The organism is Hymenobacter sp. (assembly GCF_036388155.1).
Lineage (GTDB): Bacteria > Bacteroidota > Bacteroidia > Cytophagales > Hymenobacteraceae > Hymenobacter.
This window is the reverse complement of the sequence record NZ_DASVSI010000140.1, coordinates 20,081-40,272: the sequence shown is the minus strand read 5'-3', so window position 1 is coordinate 40,272 and position 20,192 is coordinate 20,081. Positions and strand designations below refer to the sequence as shown.

General features: G+C 60.0%; 11 protein-coding genes. 3 read left to right on the top strand and 8 right to left on the bottom strand.

Going from position 1 to position 20,192, the window contains the following annotated elements; translation table 11 throughout:
- Nucleotides 1-76: 76 nt before the first annotated feature.
- From VF629_RS19780 to VF629_RS19750, 7 genes are all read right to left on the bottom strand, one after another.
- Nucleotides 77-1,282, bottom strand: a complete 1,206-nt coding sequence (locus tag VF629_RS19780; protein ID WP_331060235.1) for an aldose epimerase family protein — start codon at nt 1,280-1,282, stop codon at nt 77-79.
- 62 nt (nt 1,283-1,344) lie between these two features.
- Nucleotides 1,345-3,051: a family 43 glycosylhydrolase gene (locus tag VF629_RS19775; protein ID WP_331060234.1), complete on the bottom strand. Its 1,707-nt coding sequence runs from the start codon at nt 3,049-3,051 to the stop codon at nt 1,345-1,347.
- Between the two features lie 64 nt (nt 3,052-3,115).
- The gene (locus VF629_RS19770; protein ID WP_331060233.1) at nt 3,116-4,204 is read right to left on the bottom strand and encodes a glycoside hydrolase family 43 protein; all 1,089 of its coding nucleotides are present in this window, start codon (nt 4,202-4,204) and stop codon (nt 3,116-3,118) included.
- Nucleotides 4,205-4,239: 35 nt separating this feature from the next.
- Entirely contained in the window at nt 4,240-5,766 is a 1,527-nt protein-coding gene (locus VF629_RS19765) for a RagB/SusD family nutrient uptake outer membrane protein (RefSeq protein WP_331060232.1), read from the bottom strand.
- Between the two features lie 45 nt (nt 5,767-5,811).
- Nucleotides 5,812-8,982, bottom strand: coding sequence for a TonB-dependent receptor (locus tag VF629_RS19760; RefSeq protein WP_331060231.1), 3,171 nt, complete (start codon nt 8,980-8,982; stop codon nt 5,812-5,814).
- A gap of 511 nt (nt 8,983-9,493) precedes the next feature.
- Nucleotides 9,494-11,704, bottom strand: a complete 2,211-nt coding sequence (locus VF629_RS19755) for a T9SS type A sorting domain-containing protein (RefSeq protein WP_331060230.1) — start codon at nt 11,702-11,704, stop codon at nt 9,494-9,496.
- Nucleotides 11,705-12,076: 372 nt separating this feature from the next.
- Nucleotides 12,077-12,943: an aldo/keto reductase gene (locus tag VF629_RS19750; RefSeq protein WP_331060229.1), complete on the bottom strand. Its 867-nt coding sequence runs from the start codon at nt 12,941-12,943 to the stop codon at nt 12,077-12,079.
- A gap of 178 nt (nt 12,944-13,121) precedes the next feature.
- On the opposite strand from VF629_RS19750, the gene darT reads away from it, so the two are divergent.
- On the top strand, nt 13,122-13,781 hold the full coding sequence (gene darT, locus VF629_RS19745; protein ID WP_331060228.1) for a type II toxin-antitoxin system toxin DNA ADP-ribosyl transferase DarT: 660 nt from the start codon (nt 13,122-13,124) through the stop codon (nt 13,779-13,781).
- Complete coding sequence (gene darG / locus VF629_RS19740) at nt 13,778-14,827, top strand: type II toxin-antitoxin system antitoxin DNA ADP-ribosyl glycohydrolase DarG (RefSeq protein WP_331060227.1); 1,050 nt, start codon at nt 13,778-13,780, stop codon at nt 14,825-14,827. Before darT ends, darG begins: the two co-directional genes overlap by 4 nt.
- A gap of 67 nt (nt 14,828-14,894) precedes the next feature.
- Here darG and dxs read toward each other — a convergent pair whose 3' ends face one another.
- Entirely contained in the window at nt 14,895-16,841 is a 1,947-nt protein-coding gene (dxs, locus tag VF629_RS19735) for a 1-deoxy-D-xylulose-5-phosphate synthase (RefSeq protein ID WP_331060226.1), read from the bottom strand.
- 308 nt (nt 16,842-17,149) lie between these two features.
- Here dxs and VF629_RS19730 point away from each other — a divergent pair, with 308 nt between their 5' ends.
- Nucleotides 17,150-20,173: a TonB-dependent receptor domain-containing protein gene (locus VF629_RS19730; RefSeq protein ID WP_331060225.1), complete on the top strand. Its 3,024-nt coding sequence runs from the start codon at nt 17,150-17,152 to the stop codon at nt 20,171-20,173.
- Nucleotides 20,174-20,192: the final 19 nt, after the last annotated feature.

Below are 20,192 nucleotides of genomic sequence, written 5' to 3'. Positions count from 1 at the left end.
CGCGTGCTCTAACTAATTACTGCTATCACGCGAGATGCTTCGCTGCGCGCTGCCTGACGGGCTTTTTAACTCCCTCCTACTTCCGCACGCCGAACTTGTAGGTGCTCACGGAATGAAAGGTCTCGCCCGGCTTCAGCACCGTGTTCGGGAATTTGGGCTGGTTGGGCGAGTCGGGGAAGTGCTGGGTTTCGAGGCAGAAGCCGGCGTTTTTGCCGTACACCGTGCCGCCTTTGCCCTTGAGGGTGCCGTCAAGGAAATTGCCGGTGTAGAACTGGATGCCGGGCTCGTCGGTGGTCACTTGCAGGGTGCGGCCCGTGGTGGGCTCGTACACGGTGGCAGCGGCATGGTTGCCGGTGGGGTTGTTCAGCACCCAGTTGTGGTCGTAGCCGCCGGGCACCTGCGCGATGCGCTCGCCGACGGCGTGAGGCGTGGTGAAATCAAACGGCGTGCCTTTCACGGGGCGCAGCTCACCGGTCGGAATCAGCGTGGCATCGACCACGGTGTAGCGGTCGGCGGGCAGGGTTACTTCGTGACCCAGGATGTCCTTGCCGGCGCCGTGGTTCAGGTTGAAGTAGGCGTGGTTGGTGAGGTTGATGGGCGTGGCCTTGTCGGTCGTGGCCGTGTAGTCAATTTTGAGGGCGTTGTCGTTGGTGAGGGTATACACCACGGCCACGTTCAGGGTGCCGGGGTAGCCTTCCTCGCCGTCCTTGCTCACGTAGCTCAACTTCAGGCTCTGGCCGTCGGCCGAAGCAAGCGGCTCGGCCGTCCATATCACCTTGTCGAAGCCTTTTTTGCCGCCGTGCAGGGTGTTCGGGCCATTGTTTTTGGCTAGGGTGTAGGTCTTGCCATCGAGCGTGAATTTGCCGCCCTTGATGCGGTTGCCGTAACGGCCAATCAGGGCCCCGAAGTAGGGGCCCGACTTCAGGTACTCGGGGCTCTGGTAGCCGCTCACGTTGTCGAAGCCGAGGATGACGTCGCCCAGCTTGCCGTCCTTGTCGGGCACCACGAGGCTGGTAAGGATGCCGCCGTAGTTGGTGATGGTGGCCTTCACGCCGTTGGGGTTGGTCAGGGTGAAGAGTTGCACTTCGGTGCCGTCGGTGGTTTTGCCAAAGGAGGTGGAGGTGGGCATGGCAGCGGTAGTCGTTTGGGTAGAGTCGGCCGAGGCACTGGCCCCGGCTTCGGTCGTGGTTTGGTCGGCGGATTTGTTGGACCCGCAGGCGGCCAGCAACAGCAGGCTGGAGAATTGTACGGCCCGAAGCCCAAAACGGCAAGATGAAATCATGGGGAAAGAATGAGATGAGAGCGTGAAACTAGATGCAGCCGAAAGGTAAACCATTCTGCACCCTACTGCACGGTCTGTTTTTGGGTAACGGCGGCGTTGCCCCGCTGCACCCGCACCTGGTAGATGCCTGGCGCCAAGCCAGCGGCCACCGCGAGCTTGGTCTGCTGGGGTTCGTACACTTGGCGTCGCACTAACTGTCCCAACGAGTTGAACACTTGCACCGTGGTGGCTTCGGCGCTTTTCGCGGCACCCAATTCAATGGTGAATGCGCCACGCTCGGCCGGCACGGGGTACATGCTCACGCCGGTAAGCTTCGGGCTAGAGGCCACGGCCAACGGGGAGGCCTGGGCCAGCAACCAGCGTTGCGAGGCGCTGCCGGCACTGTAAGAGCCAAGCTGGAGTTGCGCGCCGGCCGCCGTCGACGCGGCGGCTGCCTCCACCGGGCGGCCGAAGAAACTCACGATAAAGCTCCCGTCAATGGCACGCTCTAACCGAAACTCTTGACAAATGGACCCGGACGTGGGCTCCATTTGTAGAGCCGAGCCGGAAGTAGTAGCGCAGTTTTCGGTGCCCGCCGATTGGCCTGTCAACACGTTCACCAGTTGGTAAACATTGTCGCCGAGTGTTGTCACGTCCCACAGCTGGCAAGCGAGGCCACTGCCCGCATTTTGCACGATGCGCAGGTTCGTCGCTGCCGCGCATCCCTGGGCCTCCCACCGCAAACTACTACCAGTGTTGGCAACAGTATACCGCCCCGGGGCCACCCAGTTGCGGCTCACCACTGGCCATTCGTCGGCGTCCCATGTTAGGCGGGAAATGTCCAGCTTGGGGGCCCCGCCGTCGTCGCCGTCATAGTAGTGATGAGAAAAATAATTCACGCCGTTTTCTTCAAATATGCCGGCGTGGCCGGGCCCAATGTAGCGCCCTGCTGTGCTGAGCAAGGACGAGCCGCCGTTGTTATTAAGGTTCGCCCCATTTTTGTCCAAAAACGGACCCGAGGGCGAAGTAGAGCGGCCCACCTGCATGTAATAGGTGCTGTTGGCGCCCTGGCAGCAGTTACCCCGGTTAATGAACAAGTAGTAGAAGCTCCCGCGTTGCTTCACATAGGCCGCTTCCACGTTGCCGTTGGCCACTACGTATTGCGGGGCGCCGCTTAGGGGCTTTCCGGTGGTGGCATCGAGTTGGAAAAGGCGAATGCCTCCGAAAAACGACCCGTAGATGAACCACACGTTGTTGCTGGCGTCGCGGTACACGGCCGGGTCGATGGCGTTGGACGAGCTGCTTGCATTTGAGGAAATCACCTCGCCCTCGTCCACCCAATTGTAGTTGGGGCTGGCCGGGTCGAGCGTGACGTTGGTGGCCAAGCCAATGCCCGACACTTTCGAGCCAAACGTGGAGCAGGAATAATAGAGGTAGAATTTGCCATTCATGAAGACGCACTCTGGGGCCCAATACTCGTTCACAAAGCCCGGCACTTTGCCGGCAATCCAGCCAGGGCGTGTGGCCACGGTGAACACCGAACGGGACGCGGCCGTCCAGTGCAGCAAGTCGGTTGAGTACTTGCTGGGAATGCCCGGCCCGGTAGTGAAAACCCAGTATTTGTTGCCGTCTTTCACGATGGTGGAAGGGTCATGGGCGCCCACGTTGCCACGCAGCGCGTGAGCCCGAAACCCCGGCCAAGCAATAAACATCAGTAGCCAAAATAAGCCCAAAACCCGGCGGGCCGACGAGGCCGAGGTTGGCACCGCGGCGGCAGTTTGCGGAAGCACAAGAGGCACAATAAGATTCATAGTCAACAAATTCAAGTTAGTGAAGCGCAGCGCTCGCGGTACATTATTCGCCGGATGGCTTAATGATGGCCGTGTTGATGGGAAGCGGAGCCCCGAAATTCGGCGTGTCGTCGGTCTTCCAAGTGAATTTCTGCATGCGCGGGTTGCGCTTGTCAACACAGCCTTCGCCGGCGTTGGAGTTGGCGTGGTAAATCAGCCAGTCTTCTTGCCCGTCTTTTGATTTGAAGAAGGAATTGTGCCCCGTGGCATAGGCGCGGCCGGCCGGGTTTTGGGTAAACAGCGGCTGAGGCGATTTGGTCCAGGAAGCCGGCAGCATGGGGTCGGCCATGGTTGAGCAAGTGAGGAGCCCCAGCGCGTACTGGTCGGTGGCGCAATAGCTGGCCGAATACACCAAGTTGGTTTTGGCGCCATGCTTGATGATTTCAGGCCCCTCGTTCACCAGCGGACCATTGGCAAAGGTGACGTTTTCCCAGGCAAACTCGGGGCGCGAAAGCTCTATGCGCGGGCCCGTGAGCGTCCAGGGGTTGCTCATGCGCGAAATGAACAGGCGCTGCACAGCATCCGCGCCGTTGTGCCCCGAAAAGACAAAGTAGCGGTTGCCATTTTGCTCAAAAGCAGTCCCGTCAATCTGCCAATAATCGGCCGTGGGCGTGTAGAGGCGGCCTTTATCCGTCCAGGTGCCGGCGGTGGGGTCCGACGCCGAATTCTCCAGCACCCAGGTGCGCTGCAGACCCAGCCCAGGGCCCTCGGGGCCCGCCGAATAATAGATGTACCACTTGCCGTCGAAGAAATGCAGTTCCGGGGCCCACAAGTTGCCTGAGGCAGGCCCTGTGGCCGGCGGGGTCCATACCACTCGGCTGGCAGCCGTAGACAGGTCCGACATTTTAGCGGTTTTCCAGATGGCCAGTCGGTTGTTCAGCGTGTGCAGATAGTAGTAAAATCCATCCTTTTGATATACCCACGGGTCGGGGCCGGACGACAGCAGCGGGTTCTGAAACGTAGTGGCCGTGTTGGTCGACGGCACCACGACGGGCACGAAGGGCGCGGTCTTGCTTTTGCTGCAAGCCGCAGTGGCCAGCAGCCCCGCCCCAAAGACGACTACGTGGCACAGAAAGCGTGTTTTTTGGTTCATCAGCAAGCAGACTCAAGGAGCGCGCGATAAATGCGTTAGAAACCGGGATTCTGCTTGAGGTTGCGGTCGATGTCGAGTTCGGTTTGCGGAATGGGCAAATAGCGGTTTTTGCCCACCACGAAATTGGCAAAGTCCGGGTCGCGGTCGGCGCGAGCCAGCTGGTTTACTTCGACCTGGCTATCGAGCAAGCCGTAGCGGTTGATGTCGCTCCAGCGCATGCCTTCGCCAGCCAGTTCGGTCACGCGCTCGTGGCGTAATTGCAGGCGCATGGTTTCCTGGGTGAACGCGCCGGTTAGCGGCACCACGTTCACGCTGGGCCGGGCCCGCACCTGGTTGATGAGCGGCAGAGCGGCGGCCGTCTGCCCCTGCTCGTTCAAGGCCTCGGCCTGCATCAGCAGCACGTCAGCGTAGCGAATGAGCCGGATGTTGATGCCGGAGTGGAAGTCTTCGAAATACGTGGCGGGCGTGCCGCGCAGCACGTCGTTCTGGTACTTGCGCCAGAGGAATCGGTTAGGGTCGGTGTAGGGACGGTTGTACACCAACGGGGTGCCCACAGCACTAAACATGGTCACGTCGCGGCGGGGGTCAACGGCCCCGCCGGCCGTGCGGTCGGTGAACTCCCGAAACACCCACGGACGCACTTCCACGTCGGTGAAGCCGAAGCCAGGAGGGCCCCAGAACTGCGAGCGCTCCTGCCCTTCCGAGCCGCCGATAATGTCGACGCCGACAGCGGGCACCTTGCTGGTACCGTCGAACTGAACCTCAAAAATTGACTCGCTATTGTTTTCGTTGGCTTCGGTAAAATTGTCCCGGTAGTTGTTCACCAGCGAATACTGCCCGGAGGCAATTACCTCAGCAAATTGCGCCGAGGCCAAGGCCCATTCCTTCCGCTGCATGTATACCTTGCCCAGCAGGGCAGTGGCCGCTCCGCGCGTGGCGCGGCCCTTGTCGCCGGTGCCCCACTCGCTGGCCAGAGGCAAGTTGGGCTTGGCGGCCAGCAAATCGGCGATTACCTGTTCTTGTACCTGTGCCACGGTGCCCTGGGTTACGCGGGTGCTGGCGTCGGCCAGGGTGGTCACCAGCGGCACGTTGCCAAACAGCAGGCCGAGGTCGTAATAGCACAGGGCCCGCACGAAGTACGCCTGTCCCAACACCCGTTTTTTCACCTCCTCATTCATTTGAATGGCGGGCACTCTGTCCAGCACTTGGTTGCAACGGAAAACGGCACGGTAAAAGTCATTCCATATCACCGCCGAGCGGTCGGTGGTATTGGCCTGGCGGAAAGTCAGGAACTGATTAAGGTCCAGGGCGGGGGTGCGGGTCCAGCTTTCGTCGGAGCGCCCTTCGGTGGCAAAGTGCCAGCCCAGGCTGTAGGTTGAGAAGTACTGCAGCGGCGAGTACAAAGCCGTCGAAGCCCGTATGGCGTCGCTCTCGGTTTGCCAAAACTGCGCGGTGCTGGGTGCGTTGGGGTTCACTGTCTTCAGCAGGTCCTTGTCGCAACTGCTGGTGGTGGCCAATAAACCGCCGGCGAAGGCCACTTTTAAAAATCTAGAAAATTTCATCGAAGTAAAATGAGGAGGTGGGAACAGTCCGAAAGCCGCGACGCATTAGAAATTCACCTGCAGGCCGCCCGTGAAGGCGCGCACGTTCGGGTAGCTCGAGTTGTCGATGCCGGGGCCGTACACGCCCTGGCCGGTGGTTTCCGGGTCGAATCCGAGGTACTTGGTGAGCGTGAACACGTTGCGACCAGTCACGTACACCCGCACACTGCCTAGGCCGGGCACCTTGTTCGCCAAGGTTTTGGGGAAGGTGTAGCCCACCTGCACGTTGCGCAGGCGCAGGTAACTGCCGTCTTCCACCCAGCGGGTGGTGATGGGGTTGTTGTTATTCACGGCACCGCCGCCGCCGCCCTGCAACATGCGGGGCGTGGTGGTAGAGGGGTTTTCCGGGGTCCAGGGCGAAATGTCGCTGCGGTAGTTGTTCACGCCGTTCAATTGGTCGAGCACGGCGCGGGTGTTGTTGTAGATGTCGTTGCCGGTCACGCCCTGAAAGAAGATGCTTGCGTCAACGCCTTTGAAGGCCGCCGTCAGGTTGAGACCGAACTGCAGCGTGGGGAACGGGTTGCCCACAAACTCGCGGTCCGTATCGGCGCTGATTTGGCCGTCGCCGTTGAAGTCTTTGTACTTCACGTCGCCGGGTTTGGCCAAGGGTTGGATAACCTGGCCATCGGCGCTTTTGTAGTTGTCAACTTCCGCTTGGCTCTGGAAAATGCCCAGCATTTCCACCAGATACAGCCGGCCAATGGGCTGGCCCACCGTGGTACGGGTCACGCCGAATGGCCCCACCACGTTGGGCTGCAACTCGGAGAGTTTGAGCACTTCGTTTTTCAGCGTGGTCAGGGCTAGGTCGGCTCCGTAAGTAAAAGCTTTGCGGTTTTCGTGGTACCCCAAGGCAAATTCAAAGCCTCGGTTCTGAATTTCGCCCAAGTTGGTATAAGGATTAATTGAGCCCGCTACGCCCAGGTAGGCGGGGAGGGGCGGGTTCACCAGGGCGTCTTTGGTCGTTGAGATATAATAATCGGCCGAAAGAGTCACTCGGTTGTCGAGCAAGCCCATGTCCAGGCCCACGTTGGTGGTGTAGCGCGATTCCCAGCGGATATCGCGGCTCTCCAACTGCGTTTGAATGGCACCGTTGACGAACGTCTGGGGGGTGCCCGTACCTAGCGGGTAGGTCACGTTCTGGTTCACGATGCCCTGGTAGAGGTATGAGGTAATCTGGCCGGGGGCAATTAAGTTATCGTTGCCATTCACGCCATAGCTGGCCCTCACCTTCAGGTTGCTCACTTGAGGAAGTGCATCTTTGAAGAAGTTTTCTTCACTGATGCGCCAGCCCACCGAACCAGCGCCGAAGTTACCGTAGACGCGAGTGGGGTCGAAACGGGACGAGCCGTCGCGGCGGAAGCTGCCCGTAATCAGGTACCGGTTTTTGAAGTCGTAGTTCAGCTGCGAGAAATACGACCGTTTGTTGTATTCGTCCTTGGTGCCGCCCACTGCGCCCGTGGATGCCGTGCTGGCGTTCAGCACCGGAAAATATTGCGGTTGCTCCAAAAAGAGCGTGGCGCGCGCTGTGGCGTTGTTGACGTTTGCTGTTTGCTCCGAATAGCCCAGCACGGCGTTCACGCCATGGTCGCCAAAACGCTTGTTAAAATTCAAAGTATTTTCCACGATGGTCGTCATGGACGTGCCCCGGTTTTCAAACAGGTAGGTATTGTTCGGGTTAGAGGCCTCGCCTAAGCGAATGAATCCGTTTTTGCGAAAGTCCTGGTCGTTGAAATCATGCACTTCCAAGCCGAGGTTTAGGCGGTACGAGAGGAAGTTGGTAAAGGCGAAATCTCCGTTGATGCTCCCTTGGAGGCGGTTATTTTTCTGCGTTTGCGACCGAATGCGCTGGGCCCCAATCGGGTTCGTGGAGTACGTAAACAGGTAGCCGTTGCTCCCATACCCGAAGCCGCCCACGTTGGCCGGGTCGTACACCGCAATGCCGGGCAGCATGGTCAGCACGTCAATGAACGGCACCTCGTTGAGCAAAGTCGTGTTGATGTGCGTCAGCAGGGCACTTTGGCTCACCTTGAGCTTGCCCCGCGTCAGGCCCGAATTCAGGCGCGCGCTGTAGCGCTCAAATTTTGGGCCTTTCACAATGCCTTCTTGGTTGAAGTAGCCGCCCGATATTAGAAAGTTCGTAGCGCTTTTGCCAGTGTTGCTGCCGCCCGAGAACGTCAGGTTGTAGTCCTGCACCCGGCCGTTTTGAAAAAACTCTTTTTGCCAATCCGTGTCGATATTATTGCGGTAAGCCGGCGTGCCTTTCACCGCGCCGGGCATGTTTAGCGGGTCGCTCGGGTTTAGGCCTGCATTCACCCACGCGGCAGTAGCGCGGTCGGCCCACTCGCTGTGGTTGGTGAGCTCGTAGCGCTTATAAATGCTTTCCACGCCGGTATAGCCATTGAAGCTGATTTTTGGCTCGCCCGCCTGGCCGCGCTTGGTGGTGATGAGCACCACGCCGTTGGCCCCGCGCGAGCCGTACACGGCCGTAGAAGAGGCGTCTTTCAGCACCGTGGCCGACTCAATGTCTGTGGGGCTCAAATCCCGAATATTGTCCGTCCACAACCCATCAATAACGTACAGCGGCTGGCTGCCTCCGTTGAGGCTACCCACGCCCCGAATGGCAATGCTGGGCACGGCGCCCGGCGCGCCCGACCCAATTACCTGCACCCCCGCCACCCGGCCCTGAATGGCCTGCGACAACGTCGGCACCGGCGTTTTGGCGGCTTCTCTTGTGTCCACGCTGCTCACCGCACTGGTCACGTTCTGGCGGTCCTGGGTGAGGTAGCCCACCACCACCACTTCCGACAGACCCTGGGCATCTACCGCCAGTTGCGCATCCACGGAGGTGCGGCCGCCCACCGCTACTTCCTGCGTGGCGTAGCCCACGAAGGAGAACACCAACGTAGCTCCCGTTGGGGCCGAGATGGTGTAGCGCCCGTCGGCGTCGGTTTGGGTGCCGTTGGTGGTGCCTTTCACCAACACGGTCACCCCGGGAATGCCCGCGCCGCTGGCGTCGGTGATGCGCCCGGAAATGGGGGTGTCGGCGGCTTGCCACGCCACGGACACGGCGCTGGCGTTTGACTCAACGGTGGCTTGGCTGACTGCCGGCAGCAGCAGCATGCCACCCAGCAAGGCTGGCACTGCAAGCCCATGCAACTTGGGTACTGACTTTTTCATAAATGAACGTAGTGGGAATTGGTAAGAGCAAACACAATCGATTGTGCAATGAGGCCAGAAAAAAGCCGGCGCATCACACGTTCAGAAGCAAGTGGGAAGGGTGGAAGCAACTGATATTTCCGAGCTTTTAAAGCCGTCAAATAGGCGATTTCAAGCTCTAGGATGATTTTTTTGAACGCAGCTGACATACTTGGACCTGGAAAAGCTTCTTGCCTTAAGTCACTATAATTTAAGCAATGTTAGTGGAAATTGTTTGAATCATCAATTTATCGATTGTTTTTTTCTTGAAATTTACGGAATAATTCTTCAGCTACCACCCAACTTGTTAGTAAACGTAAGCAGGCAACCGCAATCGGTTGCGGAAAGAGGCTCAGGAGTCGGCAGTCAACCATCGTCAGAGTGGCTTACTATGAGCAGTTGATTCCTCCGTCGGCAATCTTGGTAATTACAAAAGCCGGCACCCGTGAAGGTGCCGGCTTTTGTAGAGGTTAGCGGTTAGCATTGGCTCCGACTAGCGGTGGCTGAGGGACAGCACCTGTTGCTGGCCACCTTGGCCAACGGTTAGGTAGTACACCCCCGCCGGCCAAGCGTTGGCACGCGGCAGTTCGACATCGTGCACACCGGCCGTGCGGGTGATGGTTTCAGTATGCATGGTTTGGCCCAGTACGTTGCGCACGGTGAGCGTGATGGCGTCCGTTCCGGCCGCATGCAAGCGCACCGTGGCGTTGACGCCATCGCCGTAGGGGTTGGGGAACACCGTGGCTTTGAGTGCCGCTGAAGCCGCACCTATCGACACCGTCCGCACCGGCGAGTGGCGGTATTCACCGTTGGTGTCTACCTGACGCAAGCGGTAGTACGCCGTGGCAGCGGCCGAACGCGACAAGCCGGCATCGTTGAACTGGTAAGTCGACCGGGCAGAAGTGGTGCCCGTGCCTTCACGCTTGCCAATTTCCGTAAAGGTTTTGCCGTCGAAGCTGCGCTCCACCACGAAATAGGCGTTGTTCTTTTCAGAAGCCGTGGCCCACGATAGTTGGGCGCCATTGCCGCTCCAAATGGCCAAGAAGTCAACCAATTCGACGGGCAAGGGGCGCGACACGGCCACTGTAGCTTGGGCCGTGTTGCTGCAGCTGCCAACGCTTCCGGTGGCCGCGTAGGTGGTCGTGTATGCGGGGGACACCGTAATCGAGGCAGTTGTTGCCGCCAAGTTGGTGGTCACGCCGCCGGTGGTGGCGGTCCAGCTGTAAGTAGAAGCTCCGCTTGCGGTCAGCGTAGTCGAACCGCCAACCGCTATTGTGGCGGCGGTTGGGCTCACGGCAACCACCGGCCGGGAGCCTACGGTCACGGTCACGTCTTGGGTGTTGGTCGCGCCACAGGGGGAGGTGGTCAACACCCGGTACGTGGTGGTGGTGGAGGGCGCAACCGTCAGGGTGGCAGCCGTCGAGAGCAGCGTACCGAGGTCGCTGGTCCGGTACCAGCGGTAGGCAGTGTTTGTGATGCCAGAGCTAGCCGTCAAGGCCACGGCATCGCCGGCGCATATTGCGGGGGCACTGGGCGTAACCGAGTAAGTCGGTGCGGGCACTACCACTACTTCCACTTGACTGGCGGTGACGTCTCCGCAGGGCGTGGTGGCCGTAACCGTGTACGTGGTGGTAGCCGACGGGCTGGCCGTGACGGTGGCGCCGGTGGTGGCGCTGAGGCCGGTGCTCGGCGACCAAGCATACGTGGCGGCCGGGTTGTCAGAAGTGCCTTGCAGGTCGATGCTCCCGCCCGCGCAGATGGTGGCGGCCGTGGGCGCCACGCGCAAGCCCGCCGGGCCCACCGTCACGACCACCTCTTTCGTGATGGTGCTGCAATCTGAAGTGGTGGCCACCACTTGGTACGTGGTGGTGACCGCCGGGGTCACCGTCGCGCTGCTACCCAACGAAATCGCGCCGGGCTGGCCTTTCACAAACCACTGGTACGTGGCGCTGGTCCCGTTGTAGGTGGCGCTAATCATGGTGGGCTGGTTGGCGCAAATAAATGGAGCACTGGGAGTAACCGTGACGTCTTTCACCGGTATGGTTACTTGCTGCGAGCTGGTGCCGCAGTCGGTAGTGGCCGAAACCAGGTAGGTCGTGGTCACGGTGGGGGTCACCGTGAGCGTGCCGCTGGTTTGGTTCGGGATGATTGCGCCGTTGGCCCTCCACGTGTAATCACCGGTCGCGCCGGCGGCCGTGAGCGTAACGCCTGCGCCCGAGCACACCCCCGCCGAGGCACTGGTGCCCGACGAAGCCAGCGTCAGCGCCGGTCGGAAGGTCATGTACAGAAACCCGTCTTTGTTGCAGGATGAGCTCGGGTAAACGTCTGCGTTGGAGCGGATGCGAAACTCCGTGGTCGTGGTGAACGAAACCGTTGCCTCGAGCACCGCACCGGCCGGCGCCGTGGCGCTGGTCACTGGGGCCACTACGTCGTTTTCGCTCCTGGCAGCGCGGCTAATCACCCGCTCCCAGCTTAGCACGGCATTGGAAGTCGACACAGCGCTGAAGGTGTACTGGGCGCCCGCGGTCGGGCACACGGCTGCTCCCGAGCCGCTTTGCCCGTTGTTGACCGTGGTCGATTTCAACACGCCATTGTCGTAGTAGCTAACCGTTATCTGGTTGGAGCAGGTCTGGCTGTATCCGGTGAGCGGTGCCAGCAGCAATGACAAGGCCAGAGAACCCCATAAAGTAAATGCTGTTTTCATGGTAGTGTGCAGTTAATTGTTATTAAATTAGTACAATCTTCTTCAATACATTTCAAAGCTAATGCCATTGATGTGTTTTAGAACATATTGGCGCAATTATTTGTTTTAAACCGCAACAAAAGGTCAATCATTTATATTATTCCAGTAAATAAAATTTTATTATAAGCCAAGTGCATCGAATTATTTATTACTAAATTTATATTTAAATACATAAAATATCACTCGTAATTTATTAGTGATTGAGTTCTGCATACTTCTCCTTGTCCTGCCTTGTGGCGAGCTGCACACTGTTCTATGAAAAAGAAAGAGGCCCTGCAACTAGTGTTGCAGGGCCTCTCAAATTATAATCACACATTCAGACGTGCCCGCGAATTAACCGGGGCTGATGCTGTCGAGCGTGGCCAAGTCTTCGGGTGTAAGGCGGAGGTTCGCGGTTTTCATGTTCTCTTCCAGGTGCTTCACCTTGGAAGTGCCGGGGATGAGCAGAATGTTGGGCGAGTGATGAAGCAGCCAACTCAGGGCAATCTGCTGAGGCGTGGCCTGATGCCGTTGGGCCATTTGGTTCAGGGCGGTCAAAGCGTCCTGATTGCCGCCGGCCAGCGGGTACCACGGGATGAAGGCCATGCCCTGCTCGCGGGTGTAAGTCAATTCCGCTTCCCACTTGCGGTTGTCGACGCTGTACATGTTCTGCACCGACACCACGGGCACGTATTCCTGGGCCTTTTTAATCTGCTCAACGGTGACTTCTGAAAGGCCAATGTGCTTAATTAACCCTTCTTCCCGCGCTTTTTGCAAAAACTCCAGGGTTTGCTCGAACGGCACGTTGGGGTCGATGCGGTGCAACTGGTACAGGTCAATGCGGTCGAGTTTGAGGCGCTGCAGACTGCCGTGCAACGCGGCTTCGAGGTGCTTGGGGCTCGCGTCGATGGGCCACTCGTTGGGGCCGGTGCGCAGCAGGCCGCCCTTGGTGCCTATCACCAAGTCGTTTTTGTAGGGATGCAAAGCTTCGGCAATCAGCTCTTCCGACACATTGGGGCCGTAGCTGTCTGCCGTGTCGATAAAGTTTACGCCGAGTTCCACGGCGCGCTGCAGCACCCGGATGGATTCATTGTGGTCGGCTGGCGGGCCCCAGATGCCTTGGCCAGTGATGCGCATAGCCCCATAGCCGAGACGGTTCACGGTAAGGTCGCCACCAAGGGCGAAAGTGGGGGAATAGGTGGATGTGGTGTTGGTTGACATTGGAGGAAAGATGACCCGTGAAGCTCACAGCAGCGCTAGGGCTCCGCAGTGGCGCAGTAGCAGACGGTCGACGCCAGCAAATGTTTTAGCGTGAGCCGGCTCAGGCCCTAAGTAGAAACGCCACGTAGCAGCTACTGAGGCCGGGGCCGCCGCGTGTTACTTTTGGGGTACTGCATTCATGCATTCTATTGCCTATATGGCCAAGCCGCCCTCCGAAATTTGGTTGTTTCGTATTCTGCACGTTGACAACGTCGCCTATGCGTTGCGACACGGCTTATTTACTCGTAACCACCCGCATCAAGACCCCAACTATATTTTCATCGGTGATGGCGCGCTGACCTCCATCCGGCACGATGCGCCCATCCCGCTACCCAATGCAGGGGCCCTCGGTGATTACGTGCCTTTCTACTTTTGGCCGCTCTCGCCGATGCTGTTGAACATCAAAACGGGCTGGCGGGGCATCACCCAACGGCCGCAACGCGACATCGTCTACCTGTGCTGTCGGCTGGTTGATGTGCAAGCGCACCCTCGGCCCGTTGTTTTCACAGATGGGCACGCGACGGCGCGTACCTCACGCTTTTTTCAGGACCCCGCCGATATAGACCAGTTGGATTGGCCTACAATCAGGCTACGCTATTGGACGGATGAGGAAGACAATGACCGCCAGCGACGCAAGCAAGCCGAATGCTTGGTAAAAGAATACGTGGCGCCGGAATGCATTAGCCGCATAATCGTGTTTGATGAGGCGCAACGTACTTTCGTTTCCGGGTTACTGAAAGCCGCTGGCCATTCCGCAGCGTTGGAGGTGAACCCCGACAATTTTTACTTTCACGAATGATAACCTACCATACCGGCAACCTGCTCGACGCCCCAGCCCAGGCGTTGGTGAACACCGTCAACACGGTAGGGGTGATGGGCAAAGGCATCGCGCTTCAGTTTCGGGAGCGGTTCAAGCACAACTACGCCGTGTACCTGCGCACCTGCAAGGCCGGTGAGCTAGTGCCTGGCCATTTGCTTGCGGTGGAGGAACTCACCGCTCACGGTCCGCAACTCATCATCAATTTCCCCACGAAAACAGATTGGCGGCGCAAGTCTACTTATGCCTATATAGAAACCGGCCTGCAAGCGTTAGCCACTTTAATCACGGAACGTCAACTTAGCAGCGTGGCGCTACCACCGCTGGGCTGCGGGCATGGTGGGCTGGAATGGTGCAGGGTAAAACCGCTTATTGAGCAGCATCTGGGTTCTTTAGATGGCACTGCCGTCATGGTGTACGAACCGAGCGAGGCCGTGCGGGCCGTGCTTCAGCAAGCGCCCGTCACGTCCCACCTGACTCCTGCTCGGGCAATGCTGTTGTATAGCCTGTTTGCCTACGAGAGCTTGGGGGAAGAAGCCAGCGTATTTGCGGCCAACAAACTGGCCTATTTCCTGCAACGGTTAGGCGAACCACTCAAGCTCAAGTTCCACGCCCACCATTACGGCCCCTATTCTCCGGCCGTTCAGCACGTGCTGTATCACCTTAATGGAAAGTATCTGCAAGGATTGGAGCAAAACGAAGCGAAGGCTTTTGAGGCGTTGACGTTGAATTACGACTGCTTGGAAGAGGTTGTCATGTACATTGCCCGTAACCTCAACCCTGAACAGCAGCTCCGGCTCAACAATCTGTTGAAACTGATTGACGGATTTCAATCCGCTTTATCATTGGAAGTACTGGCATCCGTAGACTTCCTTCAAACGGAGGACTCACAGCAGTCTCCCCAGCAGTTATACACCCGACTACAAGAATGGTCAGCACGCAAGCGTCGCCTGGTTTCTGAGTACCACGTGCAGGTTTCTTACAACCATCTGCAACAGTACAAGCACCACGCTTCACTACTTGCCTAGAAACGAGAGAAGCCCCCGCAGCATCAGCTACGGGGGCTTTTTTCTGTTTCTTCAGCAACTGGCGAACCTACCCCACCGCCGTGGCGCGGGCAGCGGCGGTCACTTTCTGGCTCAGTTCGCGCACAGCGGCGGCAATGCCAGCCGCATCGAAGCCACACTCTTTGTAGAGTTCGTCTTGCGAGCCGTGCTCTACCACGCGGTCAGGGATGCCCAGGCGACGCACTGGCAGGTGGAAGCCGTGGTCGGTGAGGAATTCCACCACGGCCGAGCCGAAGCCGCCGGGCAGTGAGCCGTCTTCCACGGTCACGATGGCGCGGTAGCGGCGGGCAATGTCGCGCAGCATTTCCTCGTCCAGCGGTTTGCAGAAGCGCATGTCGTAATGGCCCGCGTCGAGGCCTTCGGAGGCCAGGGTTGCGGTGGCCTTCACGGCGTAGTTGCCGATGTGGCCAATGCTGAGAATGGCCACGCCTCCCTCCTCTCCTTCGCGCACCACGCGGCCTGTGCCGATGGCCACGCGCTGCAGCGGCGTGCGCCACTGCGGCATCACGCCCTCGCCGCGCGGATAGCGGATGCTGAAGGGGCCCGCGTTTTCGGGCAGTTGGGCGGTGTACATCAGGTTGCGCAGTTCCTGCTCGTTCATGGGGGCGGCCACCACCATGTTGGGAATGCAGCGCATGTAAGCCAGGTCGTAGCAGCCGTGGTGAGTGGGGCCGTCGGCGCCCGCGAAACCGGCGCGGTCGAGGCAAAACACCACGTGCAGATTTTGCAGGGCCACGTCGTGCACCACCTGGTCGTAGGCGCGCTGCATAAACGAGGAGTAGATGTTGCAGAACGGCACCAGCCCCTGCGTGGCCAGGCCGGCCGAAAACGTCACGGCGTGCTGCTCGGCAATGCCCACGTCGAAGGCCCGGTCGGGCATGGCGGCCATCATGATGTTCAGCGACGAGCCTGACGGCATGGCCGGCGTCACGCCCATGATTTTGTCGTTGGCTTCAGCCAGTTCCACCAACGTATGGCCAAATACGTCCTGATACTTAGGCGACTGGGGCGCGGTGGGCACCTTTTTGTAAATCTCGCCCGTGATTTTATCAAACAAGCCCGGCGCGTGCCACAGGGTCTGGTCTTTCTCGGCCAGCGCGTAGCCCTTGCCTTTCACGGTCACGCAGTGCAGCAGCTTGGGACCGGGAATTTCCTTCAAGTCATTGAGCACTTCCACCAAGTGCTGCACGTCGTGCCCGTCCACAGGCCCGAAGTATCGGAACTTCAACGCCTCAAACAGGTTGCTTTGCTTGAGCAGCGTGGCCTTCATGGCGGCCTCTACTTTGCGGGCAATGTGCTGCGGGTTGGGGCCGAACTTGCTGAGCTTGCCCAGCACGTTCCACAGCTCGTCGCGCACCTTATTGTAGGTGCGGGAGGTGGTGATGTCGGTGAGGTATTCCTTGAGCGCGCCCACGTTGGGGTCAATGCTCATGCAGTTGTCGTTGAGGATAACCAGCAGGTTGGAGTTGGCCACGCCGGCGTGGTTGAGGGCCTCGAAGGCCATACCGGCCGTCATGGCGCCGTCGCCAATCACGGCAATGTGCTGCCGGTCCTTTTCCCCTTTATAGTCGGAAGCCACCGCCATACCCAGAGCCGCGCCGATGCTGGTGCTGCTGTGGCCCACGCCAAAGGCGTCGTACTCGCTTTCGCTGCGCTTGGGGAAGCCCGACATGCCGTGATAGCGGCGGTTGGTCGGGAATTTGTCGCGCCGGCCGGTCAGAATTTTGTGGCCGTAAGCCTGGTGGCCCACGTCCCACACCAGCTGGTCGTAGGGGGTGTTGAAGACGTAGTGCAGCGCCACTGTGAGCTCAACCACGCCCAGCGAGGCGCCGAAGTGCCCGCCGTAGATGCTGACCGAGTCGATGATAAAGTCCCGCAATTCAGTGCTGAGCTGGACTAACTGCTCAGGCGCGAGCTTTTTGAGGTCATCGGGCGAGTCAATCGCCGCCAGAAGCGGGCCGGGTTCAACTATCATCGGGGCAGGCGTGGTGGGATGGGTGACGGTGTGTAACCGCCTGACCCGCTAAAAGATTGTCGAGTCGGCACAAAGGTACGACGCCGGACCAAGTGCGGTTGTTCGCCGCGAAGGAATTAGGGCCTTGGTCGGGGTTTACGCTGGGATAATCTAGTTTCCTCTGAGAAAGGCTGCATTCATAGGGAAATTTGCGTATCGAATTAAGCTAACCAGTCCGGCTGTCGGTTGTACCGGTTTCAACCCCAAAATGAGGAATGCCGGATGCAACCTCCGGCACAAGTTGTGGCACTTTGGCCGCTATGTATTGTATGAAAAGAAAATTACCGGCTACTGCCGTATTGTTGAGCACCCTGTTGGGCGCCACTCACTTGGCTTCGGGCCAGCAGGGCCCCGGCGGCCGGCCTACCGCGCCGGCTACTACGCCCGCTACGCCCCGCGCCGCCACCGGGCGCATTACTGGCACCGTGACGGAGGCGGGCTCCGGCAAGCCCGTGTCGTACGCCACCGTGGCCGTGCTTGACGCCGGCGGCAAAGTGGTGAACGGCGGCGTGGCCGGCGACGACGGCAAGTTCGTACTGGCCGGCATTCCAGCCGGCACCTATACCGTGCAGGTTAGCTTCCTGGGCTTTAAAAACGAGGAGCGCACGGGCGTGGCCGTGGTCGGCGGCAACCCCACCGACCTGGGCACCCTGGCCCTGGCCGCCGCCGCCCAAAAGCTGGGCGAAGTAGTAGTAACCGGCCAAAAAGCCCTGATTGAGGAGCGCGTGGACCGCACCGTGTACAATGCCGAAAACGACCAGACCACCAAGGGCGGCGACGCTTCCGACGTGCTGCGCCGGGTGCCGCTGCTGAGCGTGGACCTCGACGGCAACGTGAGCCTGCGCGGCAGCTCCAACATCCGGGTGCTCATCAACAACAAGCCCTCGGCCATTGCGGCCAGCAGCATTGCCGACGCCCTGCGCCAGATTCCGGCCGACCAGATTAAGACCGTGGAGGTGATTACCTCGCCCTCGGCCAAGTACGACGCCGAAGGCTCGGGCGGCATCATCAACATCATCACCAAAACCAACACCCTGCGCGGCGGCACGCTGGGCGTGGACGTGAGCGCGGGCACCCGCAGCGCCAACCTGGGCCTGAACGGCAGCTACCGCACCGGCAAAATGGGCTTCTCGCTGAACGCGGGCGGCCGGGCCGGCTACAACATCCGCGGCCGTTTCGAAAACCGCCAGACGACCATCAGCCCCACCAACGCTTCGGACATCCGCTCGACGTTGCAAACGGCCCAAAACCGCCAGAGCCAGGGTGGCGGGCGCACGGCGCTGGCCTGGGACTACGACATCAACAAGCAAAACTCGCTGCAAGCTTCGCTCACGTATGGCCTGCGCGCGTCGAACACCCAGCAAGACCGGCTGACCCGCATCAACCTGCTTTCCTCGTCGGGCGTGCCGCTGGATGTGCGCAACGTGGACGTAGAGGACCGGTCCAACTCGCTGGATGCTAGCCTGAACTACACGCACCTGTTTGAGAAGCCGCAGCAGGAGTTCAGCCTGCTGACGCAGTACAGCCGCAACGACCGCCAGAACGATTTCACCAACTCGATTCTGGACGTCAGCAACTTCAACACCACCAGCCGGCTGCGCAACGAAAACCCCAGCGCCAACGAGGAATTCACGGTGCAGGCCGACTACCAGTCGCCGGTGGGCAAAAACCAGCTGCTGGAATTCGGAGCCAAGGACATTCTGCGCCGCGTGAACAGCGACTTCGCCTTGTTCACGGCGCCTGGTTCCGACGGCGACTTTGTCCGGGCCACCGGCGGGGCGTTGAACAACGGTTTTGATTACCGCCAGAACGTGGCCGCCGCCTACGCCACTTACACGCTGAGCTTGCCGAAAAACATCACGCTTAAGCCCGGCGTGCGCTACGAGTACACCACCATCACGGCCGACTTCAGCAACACCGACCAAGCGGTGGACATCCCCAAATACGGAGCCCTGGTGCCCAGCGTGAACCTGTCGCGCCGCCTGCAGAACGGCAACGTGGTGAAAGCAGCTTATAACCGACGCCTCCAGCGCCCCTCGCTGCAATTCCTGAACCCCGCCCCGCAGTTTTCCAACTCGCTGATTGTGAACCAAGGCAACCCCGAGCTAGAGCCTGAGTTCACCAACAACTTTGAGCTGGGCTACAGCACGCTGGTCAAGCAAGTCAACCTGAATTTTACGGCCTTTGCCCGCAACACCACCGGCTCCATCCAAACGGTGCGCAGCCCCCTGCCCGAAGAACTGCGCACTGCCCTGAATGCCCAGCTGAGTGCTGAGGCCCAGCTGGTCCCCGGTGCGCAGCTGGTTAGCTTCGGCAACATTGGCGAGGAAAACGCTTATGGCGGCAACGTGTTTGCCTCCCTCAACGGCAAGAAGCTGAGCTTGAACAGCGGCGTCGACGTGTACTACGCCGTGCTGCGCAACAACGTATCGGACCGCCTCTACAATGCCTCGAACGAAGGCTTTGTCATCAGCGGCCGACTGTTTGGCTCGTACAAAATCACCGACCTGTGGGGCTTGCAGGCCTTTGGCTTCTACCGCGGCCGAGAAGTGCAGTTGCAGGGCGAGCAGAGTGGTTTCGGCTTCTACGGCCTGAGCGTGCGGCGCGACTTTGCCAACAAGAAAGGCAGCTTCGGCTTTGGCGCGCAAAACTTCGTGACCCCGTCCATCAACATCCGCAATGAAATTCGCACGCCTTTGCTGGTGCAGTCCAGCGTCAACGAGCGGCGCCAGCTGAGCTTCCAGGTGAACGCGAGCTACCGCATCGGCCAGCTCTCGGCCGACCAGCGCCCGCGCCGCCGCCGCGGCGTCAACAACGACGACTTGAAAGGTGACGGAGGCGGAGGCGACCTTGGCGGCGGGGGCGACGCTCCTGCGGGTGGCGCCGCTGGCACGGGCGGGGCTCGTCCGGGCGGTGGTGCCCCCGGCGCTCGTCCAGGCGGCGCCCCCGGTGCCCGCCCGGCTGGAGCGCCGGATGCGCCGACGGGTGCTCCTGGCACTCCCGGCGCACCGGCGGGCGCGGCGCCAGCCGCTGTTCCCGGCTCGCAACCGGTGACGGCGCCGGCCGACAGCACCACAACCGACTCGGCCAAAACGCTGCCGGCCACGGTACCGGGCGCCACGCCTGCCCTGCCCCGCCCCACCGCGCAGCCCGCCGACTCCACGCGCCAGCGGCCCACGGCCCCGGTCAACACTCCGGTTAATCCCATCAACTCGCCGGCCAATGCGCCGTCGCCCGGCACCACCACGCCGGGGGGCATCACGCCGGCCGGCAGCCCCGGCGGCCGCCCCTAACGAGCGAATGAATCGGACT